Annotated in this window: 5 protein-coding genes and 1 pseudogene; 2 read left to right on the forward strand and 4 right to left on the reverse strand. The window is 41.3% G+C overall.

What is annotated here, in order from left to right; genetic code table 11:
- Positions 1 to 67: 67 nt before the first annotated feature.
- The 4 genes and pseudogenes from V7K32_RS07305 to V7K32_RS07320 all read right to left on the reverse strand — a co-directional run bounded on the left by V7K32_RS07305 (position 68) and on the right by V7K32_RS07320 (position 12,924).
- Complete coding sequence (locus tag V7K32_RS07305; RefSeq protein WP_334991676.1) at positions 68 to 4,786, reverse strand: PfaB family protein; 4,719 nt, start codon at positions 4,784 to 4,786, stop codon at positions 68 to 70.
- Positions 4,787 to 4,990: 204 nt separating this feature from the next.
- Positions 4,991 to 6,709 carry an SDR family NAD(P)-dependent oxidoreductase gene (locus V7K32_RS07310; RefSeq protein WP_334991678.1) on the reverse strand — a complete coding sequence of 573 codons (1,719 nt, stop codon included), beginning with the start codon at positions 6,707 to 6,709 and terminating at the stop codon, positions 4,991 to 4,993.
- Positions 6,710 to 6,984: 275 nt separating this feature from the next.
- Positions 6,985 to 12,444 (reverse strand): beta-ketoacyl synthase N-terminal-like domain-containing protein, encoded by a 5,460-nt coding sequence (locus V7K32_RS07315; RefSeq protein WP_334991680.1) that lies wholly within the window; start codon positions 12,442 to 12,444, stop codon positions 6,985 to 6,987.
- A gap of 217 nt (positions 12,445 to 12,661) precedes the next feature.
- A pseudogene (locus tag V7K32_RS07320) lies at positions 12,662 to 12,924 on the reverse strand (hypothetical protein).
- Between the two features lie 722 nt (positions 12,925 to 13,646).
- Between V7K32_RS07320 and V7K32_RS07325 the strand changes: the two are divergent.
- Both V7K32_RS07325 and V7K32_RS07330 read left to right on the forward strand, forming a co-directional pair.
- Positions 13,647 to 13,811 (forward strand): hypothetical protein, encoded by a 165-nt coding sequence (locus V7K32_RS07325; protein WP_334991682.1) that lies wholly within the window; start codon positions 13,647 to 13,649, stop codon positions 13,809 to 13,811.
- Positions 13,812 to 14,593: 782 nt separating this feature from the next.
- Positions 14,594 to 15,802, forward strand: coding sequence for an ABC exporter membrane fusion protein (locus tag V7K32_RS07330; protein ID WP_334991684.1), 1,209 nt, complete (start codon positions 14,594 to 14,596; stop codon positions 15,800 to 15,802).
- The last annotated feature ends 47 nt before the right edge of the window (positions 15,803 to 15,849 follow it).

Genomic DNA, 15,849 nt, shown 5'->3' on the forward strand with positions numbered 1-15,849 from the left:
GGGTTTCCCGCATGAGCGACTGCCGTCGCAAAGGAAGAGAAAGTTTAGAGAGAATTGGTATAAGATATTAAGATTCTTCGTTAAGCAAGTTTTGGGCGCAAGCTAGTTGCAATTGAATTATTTCGCTCATTTGTTGACTGTAATCTTGTCTAGCTTGTAAGAAGGCTGTGTGGGCTTTAGTTATTTTTGAATTATTAGCATTGAGCTTTTGATACTGGGTCTTATTTAAATCGAACATGCTGATGATGCTACTAATTTTTTGAGGAATTGGCTGTTGGATTGGGCTTGATTCAGAAGATTGTAATTGTTCTTTCGTTTCAAAACCGTTATCAATGATATTTTTCGGTTTGACTTCTTCTGGTTGAGTTGCGGATGGCAAGATATTTTTTGGGATTATGTCGTTGGAAGTGTTAAGATAATCTGTGATTTCAGATTGTTGGATGTTAGGTATATTTGGATGCTGTTTTTTGAAGCGATCGCTCCTAATATCCCCAACTAAATCTTTAAGTATTTTGCGATTTTTGTCGCTCAAAATTGTAGCAGCAATTGCTTTTCCACCCAAGGTAACTGTTCTCAATGTTGCTTTAGTTTTATTAGCGGTTTCTTGGGCTTTGCTATACAGTGGTGATAAATCTACGTTCACCTGATGACTGAGTAGTTTTGCTAATGCTTTGACCATTGAAGCATGGTCATCCATCCCTCGACGATTCAGAGAGACTGTAATATGTTCTTTGTTCCCAAGAATTTTATCAATCCATCGGGAACAAACGCTACCAGCACCCGCTTCTAAAAATATTCGCACGCCATCACCGTAAACACGATTAACTAATCGGGGAAAATCAAGTTCTTGGCACAATCCTTTGGCGATGTTGTGAGCAATCGCACCACTTTCAAGTACAATGGGTTGATAATCGGCGGCTGAATAAAAAACAATACCGGGCAGATTTTGCGATGGTAAGGTATTTACCTTCTTGATTTCCCCGTACTGCGATCGCATCGCTTCACAATGTATCACATGATCGAAGGGAGCGGGGAAAGAATTACAACCTAAAGTTGCAATCACTCGCTTACAGGCGGCATCTTCACCAGCAATTAATACTTCTTCTGGTGTGTTAATTTGAGTTAGATAAACACGAGTCTCATATTTCAGGCATTCTCTAACTTGGGATGGAGTCGCCATGAGAACATAGGTATTCCAAAAATTGTTGTTTGGTGCATCTGTTAATCCCCAATATTCCCGGACAGCATTTTTAGGGCCAGATAATTTATCACCAAATAGAGGTGATGAGTTTAAGGTATTACTTCCACCCTCAAAATCACTCCAAACTCCTTGGGCAACCATCATGCTAGTTTCACCCAAGCTATACCCAAAAACGCATTGTGGTTTGACTTGAAAATCATCTCTAAAAATTGCCGTCATGTATCTAGCAAAGGCAATTTCACTTTCAAACATTGCCAGTGAATCATCTAATAATTGTTTTTCGAGAGTTTCTAGTTGCCTGGTTGTCAATTTTGGTAAACTTCTGGGATAAACCAACTTTTCCACATCGGCAGCCCGGTTGTAGAGATTGTTACTTTTTAAGTCTTCAAAAACTTTCGGAAATAACCGGAAGACACTGCGACCAATGCCAATATAAGAATTGACTGCTGCGGGATAAACGTAAGCAACTGTTCCAGTTTTACCTAATGGTTTGGCGGTGAAATAACTTCCGATTGGTGTTTGCCAATCTGTGCCGTTTTCAAAAGCATTATTTACACCTTTACGAGCCGATTCAATTTCTTTGAATAGTTCTTTGGTGTTACGTCCTGTGATAGATAAGACGTATTTGGCATTAGATTGCTGTTCAAAAGTAGCGAATATTTGGCTAGCGGTAGCTGATAAAGAAGAACTCGCTTCTATGGTATGTTGGAGATTGTTGAGAAGATCGGAAATAGTGGTGCGATCGCTAACTGCGATAGGAAACAGATGAAATGGCATTTGTTGCAAATATCTGTTGTCGCGCTCCTCTTGGCTGGGTTCCTCCGATAAAATTAAATGGGCGTAACTGCCATCTATACCAATACTATTAATTGCTGCTATTCTGCGTGTAGCGCCTTTATCGACAAACCAAGGTCTTGATTCCATTGCCACATAGAAGGGGCTACCTTCCCATACTTGCGGTGTTTTTACACCAGACCATTTGGGAGTGGCAGGAATATATCTATAATAAAGACACAGAGCCGTTTTGATTAAGCTAGCAATTCCCGATGCTGTATAAGTGTGGCCGATATTCGCTTTAACGCTGCCCAATGCACAGTGCAAACCATTGCCCACTTGCGGATAAGCTTGCAATAAACCTGTGATTTCCGCCTCATCCTGCTGGGGAACGCCACTACCAAAGACTTCTACATAATTAACCTCTGTAGGTTGAATCTCAGCCATCTCGAAAGCTTGTTTGCAGACATCACTGATAGCTGAAGCATCAGGTTTTACCAGAGCGTCACTCAAGGTAGAATTACTTTGTGCGAAACTCATAGCATCAATTACTGCATAGATGCGTTCATTATCTTGTTTAGCAGCTTCGTAACGTTTGAGGACGACAGCACCCGCACCTTCGCCAACTGTCCAGCCATTTGCTTGTTGGTCATAACCCAAGGTGTTGACACCCGTGTTAATTGCTGCGAATTGGTTGCGAAATAAGATATTTTCCACACCACCTGCTAAATCTACCGCACCCACAACCACCGCGTCTACTTCTCCCGTAGCGAGTAGCATTTGGGCAACCTCCAACGCTTTCAGGGCGGAATTTTCGCCAGCGCTGACGGTGAATGCAGGGCCAGTGAAATTCCATAAAGCAGAAATCCGGCTGGCCATGATGTTGGCGATGTGACTCACATATTCGCCAATTTCTACTGGTTGGTGAATGCTATCTTTAACAATGGTTTCCAATTGGCCCAGTTGTTCAGCAGGTAAAGAAATTCCTTGATTGAGTAAGCCGTCCTTAACTTGCCAAGATAAATCCCATCTTTGTTGTAGCTGATGTACTGAAAATTCTGTCTCAGCAGCGACAATCACAGCGACATTGCCACCCTCTTGTAGTTTCGCATCTTTCACGGCGCGATCGCTAACTTTCAAGAGTAACAATTGTTGCGGGTTTAACTTATCTATTTCATTGGGTGGGATTTTGCACGATAAAGTATCGATTTCAAAATCTTTGATATATGCCCCAATTGGCGCTTTCCCATCGGTTAAACCGTACTCTTTAAGTAAGCTTTCTTGATTTTCTATCCCATGCCATCTTTGAGGCGGTAGAGAAGTAAAATGTTGTGTCCCATCATAAATACTGCGTTCAAAAGCATCTAAACCATTGCAGTTACCAAAAAAGGCATCCATGCCCACAATCGCAATTTTGACAGGTGGAACAGGTGGAGTTGATTCAACTGATTGTGTTGTATTTCCTTGTTCTAAAATCAGATGAGAATTAGTACCGCCAAATCCAAAAGCGCTAATAGCAGCCCGTTTAATTGATGCGTTATTATTAGGCCATGCTGTCGCTGTTCTAACGATTTTGTCGGCAGAAATTGTACTTTTCTCTGATGTTAAAGGTTCCGAAACATTCATGGTTGGTGGAATTAGACCATGCGACATACTCAAAATCACCTTAGTTAAGCCAACCATGCCAGCAGCAGTTAACAAGTGACCAGTATTTGCTTTCGCAGAACCCACCAGAGGCGCAGCTTGATTTTGACCAAAGAATGTTTCTATGGAGTTAAATTCTGTTGTATCTCCGAGTAATGTGCCGGTAGCGTGACACTCTAAATAATCGATGGTTTTGGGGCTAAAGTTTGCCTCATTGTAAGCTCGTTCAAAAGCTAAAACTTGTCCTTTCGGATTCGGGCTGAGTAAATGCTTACCCTTGCCATCATTTGAAAGCCCATTACCGCAAATAGTAGCGAGAATATTATCGCCATCTCTAACAGCATCAGAATATCTTTTTAACATTACCATCCCCACACCATCGGCGGGAATTAGCCCTCTAGAGGATTTATCTAAGGGGCGACTGATGCCGTTTTCTGCATACCCTTGAACACCGGAAAATAACATCCGCACGAAAAGGGAATCTGCACAACTGATGGCTCCAGCTAACATCACATCAGCTTTGTGTGACCATAAATAATGAGATGCTAATTTAATGGCATAAAATGATGACGAACAAGCAGCATCGAGACATAAATTAATCTGTGAGAGTGAGAAAGCTTGAGCAATTATAGATGCTGGTAAGCCAGATATTAGGGCATTGTGAAAAGACGCTTTAGTTGCAGTTGGGACAGCTAAATCAAAATCTTCATACTGCAAAAGTTCTCTGACAGCAGGGTTAATAGTTTGCTGGTAAATTGGAGAGAATAACTGGTTAGATAATTTGGTTGGGAATGACAAATTACCTAAAATTACGCCACATTTTGAGAGAACAGTTTGATTACCCCAATAACCACTGTGTACAATTGCTTGTTTAGCCGCATACAATGACCATTTGAAAGTGTTATCTAAACTATCAACAACCTCTGATGGTAGATTGTATTCAGATGGATTAAATTGGAAGTTGCGAATGTACCCACCTTTAAGGGAATAGGTTTTGTCTGGTGTACCTTTAACTGGATTGTGAAAGATTGTTGGGTCTACTCCGATTTCTTCGACAGTTGCAGAGGATGTCGAATCTTTTTGATTAACAATATTCTGCCAGTATTCTTCAGGATTTTTCGCATCGGGGAATAGGCATGATAATCCGATGATGGCTATTTTTTCCACTGTTGATATGCTCCGAGTTTGGGTATTTAGCAAGAGATAATTACAAGGCAGGATTTACGCCGTTCCCCAAACTTCAAAGATGCAACTTATAGTAACCTTAAGATTGCTACTACAACATTTCATTAATTCGCAGCGAACTCTCTGCGTTCCTTTGCGTTTCCCTCTGCGAACCTTTGCGTTTAAATTTCACCCCTCAATTCCTCACTAGCTTCTGAGCAATTTCATTGACCAAATGATGGCGTGTGCGTTAAGCATTCGTGAGTATATTTTTCCTTGGCGATCGTGTATGATGAAATTTGCGATCGCACTACTCGGTGTTTTAGATTTTACTTCACAAGAAACGTAAAATGTTTCGTTATGTGGTACCATCGCAAACTGTTCAAATCTTTCGACTTTTCCCGGTAAACAACCTTCTTGGTGAAAGTGTTGTGTCCAAACCCATAAAGCGTGCATACTCAAGTCAGTTGTGTAAGGATTCACCCATTGGACGGGGAATTGTCCTTGTTGCTGTGCAGTGAGTTCTGGCCACAGACATTCTGTTGTGATTTTTTCAGGACTGATGTTTAAAACTCTCTTAATTTCTTGAAAACCGGGGCCGTGAAATAATGTCGCCTCACCATTTTGGTAAAAAGCTTTGCCGGTAGCTGTGATGATATTATCTGGTTCGAGATTGAGAGATTCATAGATGGGTGCATCTGGGATTTCTCGCTGGAGATGGAGTTGAGCGCTAAAATGATAATGGGTTTTACCTTCAGCATTTTTACTCCAGATTTTTGCTTTAAGTTCGATGCTTTCAAGGTTAATTTTGGAAATTTCTTCTACTTCTAAAATATGTTCATTCGCCAAGGTTTCATTAAAAGTAATCCCCTTGAGAACTTTGAAATCTTGGTAATAAAACAATCGATAACCAGGATATAATTGTTCACAGGCGTTGATAATCCAGGTCATTGCACAAGTTGCCGGTAAAACTGGAGAACCAGCAATAGTATGATCGTGCAAAAATGGGTTAGCCTCCAATGTCATTTGGCGACGAATGCGATAAGTTCGTAATTCTGAATCTAACTCCACCGCCATTGGAACGAGTGGACTACCAATAACAACTTGTGCCGTTGCATGATTGGCGTTACCCATTTCTTTAACCAGCATTTGCGCCCCAACTGCAATAGGAATTATGTCAATTTTTCGCTCTTGAAAAATCTTCTTTAATTCGGCTGTCACCATCCCACTATCCCAAGCGCCCCAATTGATAGCGACTACATGACATGAGGGATATTGTTGCTTGAAAATATGGGCTGATTTGTTCAGAATTTCATTTGCGATCGCATAATCAGATTGTCCAGGATTTCCGTAAAAGCCGGTGACTGAAGAAAACAAAACTAAATGTTTAAGTTGATTCGGATTAACGCAATTTAGTAGATTTTCTAATCCATGAACTTTAGCCGTGTAAACTTTTTCAAAATCTTGTTCTGTTTTCTTTTCAATTAACTTATCCGCTAAGTTCCCAGCGCCGTGAATAATTCCAGTAATTGGGCCGAAATGTTGTACAGCATTTGCAAGTTTTTCTTGTAAAGCTTGCATATCTGTAACATCAACGCTGATATATTCGGCTTTAGCTCCAGTTTTTTCAATTGCGGCTAAAGTCTTTTTAATTTCCCGACTGGAGGTAATTTTGTTATATATTTTTTGGACATTCATGGGTGTGGGCTTCTCCCCTTGCGAAAGAAGATTTTCCATGATGGATTTTTTCAATGCAGAGTCATCAGAATTTTGAGCAAAATCTGGCTCATTTTCTAATAATTGAGAGCGACCAAGGAGGATGAATTTACCGGGTTCCTGTTGGGCTAACCTGATAGTACACTCAGCCGTAATCCCTTTTGCACCGCCGCTCACAACAAAAACTGATGATGGGGCTGTTTGTATCATAAATCCTCTGATATAAATTCGTAATTCGTAATTCGTAATTCGTAATTCGTAATTAAAAGATGCTCTAGAAAGCTGGTTACAAATTCTTCCCTATCTCTTCCTCTCTCTCCTCTCCGGTTCCTTTGAAAAGCTTAGTAGAACTTTGCCTCAGTTCATAGCGAATCGACTCAAACAAACTTTGCGTTCCTCTGCGCTTTACTCTGCGCCCCTTTGCGTTTAAAATCAAACCCTTACATTTCACGCAGAGGCGCAGAGAGAAGAGATAGAGGGATTAACTAATCAGCTACAATGGTGACTCGTCCCTGTGAACCATACCCAACCTCACTAATATAAAGATTAGGATCGTGAATTTCCGCTATGATGTTCTGTACCGACTGCTTGGCATCAAGTCTAGGACTTAAATCGATCGCACGGGTAAACACCTTTGGCCATTCCCATCTCAGAGTCTTGCTCAATCCAAATAAACCAGCAGCGATCGCCCCAAAGTTCACTTTATACTCTAAACCGAAGGCTCCATCAAGGTGAGCAACTGTGCAGAAACAACTACGTCCATGCTTTGCGGCTTCGTTGAGGGAGGGTTTCAGGTGTTTCGCCATCAAAAATACGTGCTTGACGATCGCCTTTTCTGCTTCGTTATAAGGGATTGTTCCGGTGTTATTTGCGACAAATATCGGATGTAGATGGATGAAAGCCCCGATCGCTCCACAGTGAGATGCGATCGCTTCTAATTGTTGTTGAAGATGTTCTTCACTCAAGTTTGCTAAGGTGACGCGGGTTACTCCTGTGGGTAAGGGCGCTTGTTGGGCGATGAGCGATTGGGGAAAGCTGATAACTACTACTTTCCAGCCTTTCTCAATTAAGGATTCAGTTAATTTATAAGTGGTGAGGGAACCATCATCGGTAATTAAACCGATGTGTCCCTCTGGTAACTTAAAATCCAAATAATCGGGTTGTGGTAAGCTTCTGAGTTTGACCGGATGGCGCTCGATATTATGCTCTAATTCCGGTGGTTGTTGGACAAACTCAGGCTCAGACTTTTTTTTTTCACCTCCAGCTAACTGCTGTAGGTAATCAACAATTTGACCGATGGTGCGGAGTTCTCCGAGTTCTTCGATATTTGGCTTGGGTAAGTTGGGGTACATTTCTTGCATCGCCCCTAAAATTTCTACCCGTTTGATCGAGTCAATCCCTAAGTCGGCTTCCATGTCCATTTCCAGTTCCAGCATCTCCACTGGGTAGCCGGTTTTATCGCTGGTGATGGCTAACAGGGTTTCACCTAAGTCTGCAAATTCATCACTTATAGCGGCTTCTGGTTCTGGTTCTGGGGTGAATGCAACAACTAGGCTTGGTTCAGGTGCAGTTACTACCTCAACTACAGGTACAGCCTCTACTGAAATCTCAGTCCCCTGTTGTACTTCGTGAACTGCAATTTCTACAGTAATACTTTTGGAAGTGTGAGATTGCAGATACTCGACAACTTGACCGATGGTGCGTTTTTCTGCAAGTTCTTCTAAATTAGGCTTGGGTAAGTTGGGGTACATTTCCTGTAGCGCCCCTAAAATTTCTACCCGTTTGATCGAGTCAATCCCTAAATCAGCCTCCATATCCATGTCCATTTCCAACATCTCGACTGGGTAGCCCGTCTTATCGCTGGTGATGGCTAACAGGTTTTTATCCAAGTCAACAATATCGATGGTTGCGCCAGATACAGGTGTAGCAGTTGTAGGCGCTGGTTCTGGGATAAATGCAACAACTTCGTTGACTGGAGGTGAGCTAATTTTGACTACAACCTCGCTTTGAGGTTCTACAACTGGAGCAGGTGGCTCAACAGTGGCGAAGTGCGGAGTCGGAAGTAGAGACGCGATTGATGGCGTCTGTTCCGCAGATACAGGAGTTTCAACTACAGGCTCTATAACAGCCGGCAGAGGTGCTTGAGTAACATTTAAGCCATTTTTAGCTACAGGCTCAATTACAGGCAAAGGTTGGCTTGCTACTATCTTTGTAACAGGCTCAGTTACAGCTAAAGGTTGGCTTTCTACTATCTTTGTGGCGGCGGGTACTGGTGCTTTTGTGGTGAAAGGAATAAACTCGCTTATCTCTGTTAGTTTGCTTCCTCCCTCACCAGAGATGATTTGAGAATATTCTTGCTGGATGAGTTGGAAAAAGTTTTTAGTATATTCCAACTGCTCTTGGAGATATTGTTCATGGATGCGTAAAGTTTCACCTTGTTGGGAGTGAAACTGCATCATGCTCCGCTCTAAGCTTTCCATGACAACTAGCTTCATTTTGCCAGTTTCGGCTGTTGATTTACTTTCACTCAACAAAGAATTCTGCTGCTGCATTAGTTGGAAAAACGCTCTGGCGTATTCCATTTGATGGTTGAGATAAGTACCGTGAACTTGTAAATTATCGGCTTGATTTTCCTGGAACTGTGTCAGGAGATATTCTAAACTTTCTAAAAGTTGTTGATAATTTGTCAGTTTTTCTGGCGTTGGTTGCATCTTAGATTCCTGGGCTGGTTGTGAAAGGGTCACAGGATTCATTTGTTGCTCTGGTTGGGCGATGATTTTAGTAGCGATCGCAGTTGTTTTTTTATGTCCATTAGTTTCGATCGCTGCGATAGTTGGAGTCATACCTGGGCTGCTAAACAAAGGAGCCGCATCAGCATATTCAGGGGTGGGTAATGTGACTTTATGCCCATCCTGCAAAGCTAGAGCGAAGGCATTTTTCGTTTTTTCGGATCTGTAGTTTATCCCGTTTAAACGGACATTTAATGTCTTCTTCGTCTCAATTGGCGGTATAGTTTGGGGAAGTTGGTAAGGATCGAGATTATTCAAAGCCAAACCAATCACTCGCAATTGGACAACTGCTTCTCTCAAAGAGCGATCGCTATTCTTTTGAGTGCTGGGGTTCAGAGATACAGTAATATGAGGGCGATCGCCAAGAATATCTTTTACCAAGTTGGTCAAAATTCTCCTCGGCCCAAATTCCACAAAGCAAGTACCACCGTCCGCATAGATATTTTCAATTTCCTGTTTAAACAGCACTGAATTAGAAAGGTGCGTTTCCAGGATTTTTTGAATATTTTGCGCTTCCTTGGGATACTGCTTACTGGTAACATTGCTGTAAACAGGGATTTTTGGACTTTGGAACTTGACAGACTTGGTGGCGATCGCAAATGATTTCTGAGCAAAGGCGATTAACGGTGTATGGAACGCTGCGGAAACAGGTAACAATACAGCTGTATATCCTTTCTCGTGTAAAGCCTCTCTAACTCTGACGATTTCTGCGGTGGGGCCAGCCAAGACAAATTGAGTGGGAGAATTTTGATTTGCGATCGCAACTTGGGGAAAATGTCTCAGCACAGCTTCCACTTTGCTGATATCCTCTTTCACAGCCAGCATACTACCCGCATCATGATCCGGGTCTTCGGGAGCCGCCATTGCTTGACCCCTAGCCTTCACCAAAAACAAATAATCTTCGGTACTCAAAACCCCCGCAGCCCATAGCGCTGTGAGTTCCCCAAAGCTATGACCAGCCACAAAATCTGACTTAAACCCAGCTTGTTGCAATATGCTGTACATCCCTGCACTCAACACCCCAATGGCTGGTTGAGCGTATTCTGTGCGTTGTAAGGCAGCAATTTGGACATTTTTTTCTGTCTCTGTAAACACAGGATGAGGGAAAACGATTTCTGATAACGGCTGCAAATTATCCTTAATTAACAGGCTATCCATATAACCATGCAGACGGCGCATCAAAGGGAAATTCATTACTAGTTCGCGCCCCATCTCCAAGTATTGCGAACCTTGACCAGAAAATAGAGAGACAACTTTTCCGCCCAACTCCATACCAGAGGAACGGTAATAAATCCCTTGGGGATGCTCCCAAGATGCTGCTGTACCCTTATGTTTCAGCCAGTCAATGCTAGTTTGCAGCAACTTGCAAGCTTCTTCGAGATTCTCAGCCACAAACCCAAATCTGGCAGCAGAGAGGGGAATTTGTTGTGATTTGCATTCCTTGACTAATTGGGCGTAGTGTAATTTACTTTCAGGCGATACTCCTGCGGAGTCACTTCGTGAACGCAACTTAGCTAAAATATCTTCCGATTTGCTCAACAATTGGTCTACTGTCGGAGCAAATAACAGTATTTCAGTAGCATCAGTGTGTAAGCGGTAAGCGGTGTTTTGGTCAGCTTCATATTCTTCCAAAACGACGTGATAATTAGTTCCACCAAAGCCGAAAGAACTCACCCCAGCGCGTCTAGGTGCTTCCCCTTCTGGACGAATCCAAGGTCTAGTTTCGGTATTCAAATAAAACGCCGAATTTTTGATATTGAGTTTAGGATTCGGTTCAGTAATATTAATTGTCGGCGGTAATACTTTGTGATGTAAAGCCAAAGCAGTTTTAATCAAACTCGCCGCACCCGCCGCCGCTTTTGTGTGTCCGATTTGTGATTTTACACTACCCAAAGCGATGTGCTGCTTTTTGTCATCATGAACATCAAAAAAGTCTTTTAAAGAACCGAATTCTGTCGGATCTCCAGCCATTGTACCAGTGCCGTGTGCTTCCATCAAACCAACAGTAGCGGGAGAGAAACCGGCATCTTCATAAGCACGTTCTAAGGCTTTAACTTGGCCTTCTTTGCGAGGAGCATAAATGCTCTTGTAACGCCCATCGCTGGAAGTACCAATACCTTTAATTACGGCATAGATTTTATCGTTGTCCCGTTCAGCATCTTCTAACCGTTTGAGGACAATCATCCCAATACCTTCACCCAGCATCATCCCATCAGATTTAGCATCAAAAGGTTTGACATTTTCACTAGGAGTAACCGCCGGTGTTTTGCTGAAAGATATGTAAGCCATGATGGTGTTATCGGTATCAACACCACCAGTCAGCATCATATCCGAACGATGTTCAACTAGCTCACTAATTGCCATTTTCAAAGCACCGAAGGAACTAGCGCAAGCCGCATCAACAACACAATTCATCCCGCCAAAATTTAGGCGATTGGCAATTCTCCCCGCGACTACGTTAGCTAACATTCCAGGGAAAGCGTTCTCATCCCATTTCACATAAGCACTTTTGATTTTATCAACGATTTTTTGGGTATCTTCGTCAGATAAACCACTGCTTTTGAGAACTTTTTCCCAAATCGGATATTCCAATCTCGCAGAAAGTGGCATTCCTAATTGCTTGGCCATAGCCACGCCTAAGATTACCCCAACCATCTCGCGGTTAAACTCACGTTTTTCGCCATAACCTGCATCTTCCATTGCCTCTTTTGCAACTACTAAACTTAGTAGTTGCGATACATCTGTGACTTCCAAAATGCTAGGTGGTATGCCGAATTCCATCGGGTTAAAATCTACCTCAGGAAGAAACCCGCCTCTTTTACAGTAGGTTTTATCTTCAGTAGTTCTGGGATTGGGATCGTAATAATCTTCCACACTCCAGTGCGTGGAAGGAACATCAGTAATACAGTCAATTTTATTTACGATATTTTGCCAATATTCGCGCAGATTTCGGGCTTGAGGCAATAGAGAAGCCATCCCAACAATCGCTATAGGATTGTGTTGCAATTGTCTGTTAATTCTGTTAATTGACACTGATTTATCTGATTTATCTGACTTCATGCTTTTTTCCTCTATAGACTTCATTACAGCCTTTTCACAGTTATTGATAAGGCTTTCTAACTCCGCTAAGGCAGTATCAATCGAATAAGCAGACATAGGGCATAGTTAGTACTGTGGATTGTGTAGCTACAGTAATTCTGTTGCCTACTAATTAATGAAAAACTCTGGTTTGGTAAGCAATTAGCTATCTTCTCTTTGCTAAACGCTTGTCTTGAAATCAACACCATACGATACATACTGCCGGGGTAAAGCCTTATGTTTCTAGGCGACTTTGGCACACTGCGATCGCAAAAAAATGTTATGCAACGCTAGATTATTGATGTTGTGGCAATAGTTCGATGACGTTGTTAAAACTGGTAAAATAGTCTTGGAGTGTAATACCTGCTTGACCTGTGAATTTAATCCATTTGTAATGGTAAAGATTTTGAGTAATGGTATCCTACTGGAGTGAAGGGAACTGAGGAGTAGCTAAGAGAACAGAAACGTTTTTTCACCCAAAACCGTTTGATTATCTAGGCTAATCACAGCAACATAGCTATTATTAATGACAACGTTCTGTACCTTGTTCAATGTCATAGCCAGTTTCAACGTCTGGGATAATATATTTTATGCTATTTTAACCAGGAAAGTTGACAATTTAGTTACACAAAAGACACCACCTTTAATCCGAATTTATGCAACTTGAAAAAGTACTTAAACGATAAACAGGTGAGAAAAAAGCAGTTATCTCTAGTTATTTTTAATTTCAAAATTTAAGTTAAATAACTAGTTTCTCTAACCACTTTAAAGCATGGAATTAATAAAAACACTAGCATACTTTACAGAAACTAAATCATTCCTTTAAACTTATTTTATAAAGAAACTTCCACTATTACCGATCTGAATCCTTACTAAAATTCAGCACTAAAGTATAATTTATGACTATATAATTGTGTAAGATATTTTGTTATCTACGGGTTAGCCAAAAATTTCTGCTGGATTAAGTTAACAATGCAAATCTGTTGTCTAGTAAATAACAATTCCATGAATACATAGATAAATTGAATAACCATAAGTATGTTTTCTCAGATAAACATCATAATTGAATCAAAGTTTTGGGTTATTTTTCAATATAAGTCAAGTTAAGACGCAAAGCGGTTATTTATAAAGCAAATGTTAATTTTTAGTATGTTCCTTGATAAACATAATTATGATTACACCCTTTAAAAGAGGGGAGCATCCCGTCAGGTGCAAAAACCTTGATAGCCCTCATCCCCTAACCCCAAATCCCATCATTTGGGAGAGGGGGAACTAGAATTATGTCTCCCCTCTCCCAGATGATGGGCTACGGTGTACACACAAGTCTTTCTCAAGGTAATTGTGGGTTTATCGGAGCAGCAGAAAAAACCTTACCCTGGTTCTGCTACGCTTTCACCTGTCCCTCTCCGATGCTTTGGAGAGGGATGTCGGCCAGGACAGGGTGAGGTTTTGGAGGACTTTTGAGGAATTTATTCCAAAGCGGGATGACAACGAAGCAGAAAATTTACAAGTATGTTGGTAATTACAAGGGATTGACCCCTTGTTAAAAGTAAATAAACTTCCCTCACAGTATACTCGTGTATTTTTAGATATGCGTTGACGTAACGCACCAAAGGTATCGCTTCATGCTTTTAATTACTATGAAGAAAGCTGATAATAATGTCTAATAGTACACAACCTTCCTAAGAATAATCTGTTAGTAATATTAAACATGCTTAAGAACTAACTATATGTTGAGATTAAATTACTAGGCAAGGAATTAGTAATGAGTAAATTTATTCAGTTTATAATCAGACTGTGATGAAATATTTTAGTTAGATAATCATGACTTATACAAATTAAAGTACTTGACAAAATTATATTTTGTTGTCATACTAAATGACAAGTTTATCTAATTTTTGAGTTCATTTTTACCAACGCTTCGTTGTTCTTGAGAGTTAAATTTTCTGGCTATCGCTATTGTATTTTACGCTACGGGATTAGATGTCAAATTAGGATATAACTTAGGAAGCTTTGAAGTAACACCACCATTAATTTTCACGCCCCAATAGTGAGTTTTGGCGGCAAAAGCGTACAACAATTGATATAAAACCAATTTAGACCCATGTACTTTATTAAGGTAGAAATCTTAGAGGAAAAGCCCTCTTGGTAATTTGCGGATGAGTCTATATCTAAGCAACTAAATATAACCAGGCTATCCCCTAGAAAACAGAATTGGAATGAAAATATGGCAGTAAATAAAGAAAGCCGATTATTCACAAAACCCGTAGGGCGATCGCAAGTAATTTTAGCAGCTTCTCTCACCTTGGCGGCGGGATTAATAGCTTTTTATAGTTTGATACCGTTTTGGTCTAAACCGAAAGTTGTGACACCACAAGCGAATCCTCCAAAAGCTGCCACTCCTGTGAAACTTGCTGTGACAGCCTTGGGACGTTTAGAACCAGAAGGCGAAGTTACTTCTTTGACTGCTCCCGCTTCTAATAACGGGGTACGAGTAGAAAGACTGTTGGTAAAAGAAGGCGATACGGTTAAAGCAGGGCAAGTACTGGCATATCTAGAAAATTATGGTCGTTCTAGAACCGCATTGCAACAAGCTTTAGACCAACTGCAAGTTGCCAAAGCTAAACTAGCGCAGGTGAAATCTGGAGCGAAAACCGGAGATGTCGATGCTCAAAAGGCAGCGATCGCCCGTTTAGAGCCACAATATAAAGGAGACGTTGCCACCCAACAGGCGACAATCGCCCGTATCCAGGCGGAAGTAGACAACGCTCAATCCGAAAACGATCGCTACCAGCAATTATATAGACAAGGTGCGATCGCGGCTTCAGTAGCAGATACCAAAGCTTTGCAACTCAAGACTACACAACAGCAGCTAACAGAAGCCCAAGCCACCCTCAAACGGACTCAAGACACCTACCAAGAACAACGCAAGCAAGCACAAGCGCAACTCACTAGTATTAGTGAAGTGCGTAGTGTAGATGTTCAGGTAACACAAACCGAAGTCAACAGTGCAACAACTTCTGTTCAACAAGCAAAAGCCGACTTGGATTTAAGTTACATCAAATCTCCTATAAATGGCAAAATTTTGAAAATTCACGCCAAAACCGGAGAAGTAATCAGCACCACCAGAGGATTTGCTGAGATAGGTAAGACATCTCAAATGTATGTGATTGCAGAGGTGTATCAAACCGATGTTCAAAAAGTGCGTGTAGGACAAAAAGCCACAATTACCAGCACTGCATTTACTGGAACAATAAAAGGAACTGTAAAAGAGATTGGTTGGCAAGTTGACAAGCAAAACATCTTCAGCCTAAACCCTGGCTCAGATACAGACCGCAGAATAATTGAAGTTAAAATCTCTATCGATAGTCCCGCAGATAGTGAAAAGGTTGCTCGTTTCACCAACTTACAGGTAGATGTAGGCATTCATATTTAGTCATTGGGGATGGGATATTGGTCATTCACAAATAACAAATGACAAAT

The sequence above is a fragment of the Nostoc sp. genome, assembly GCF_036917635.1.
GTDB lineage: Bacteria > Cyanobacteriota > Cyanobacteriia > Cyanobacteriales > Nostocaceae > Nostoc.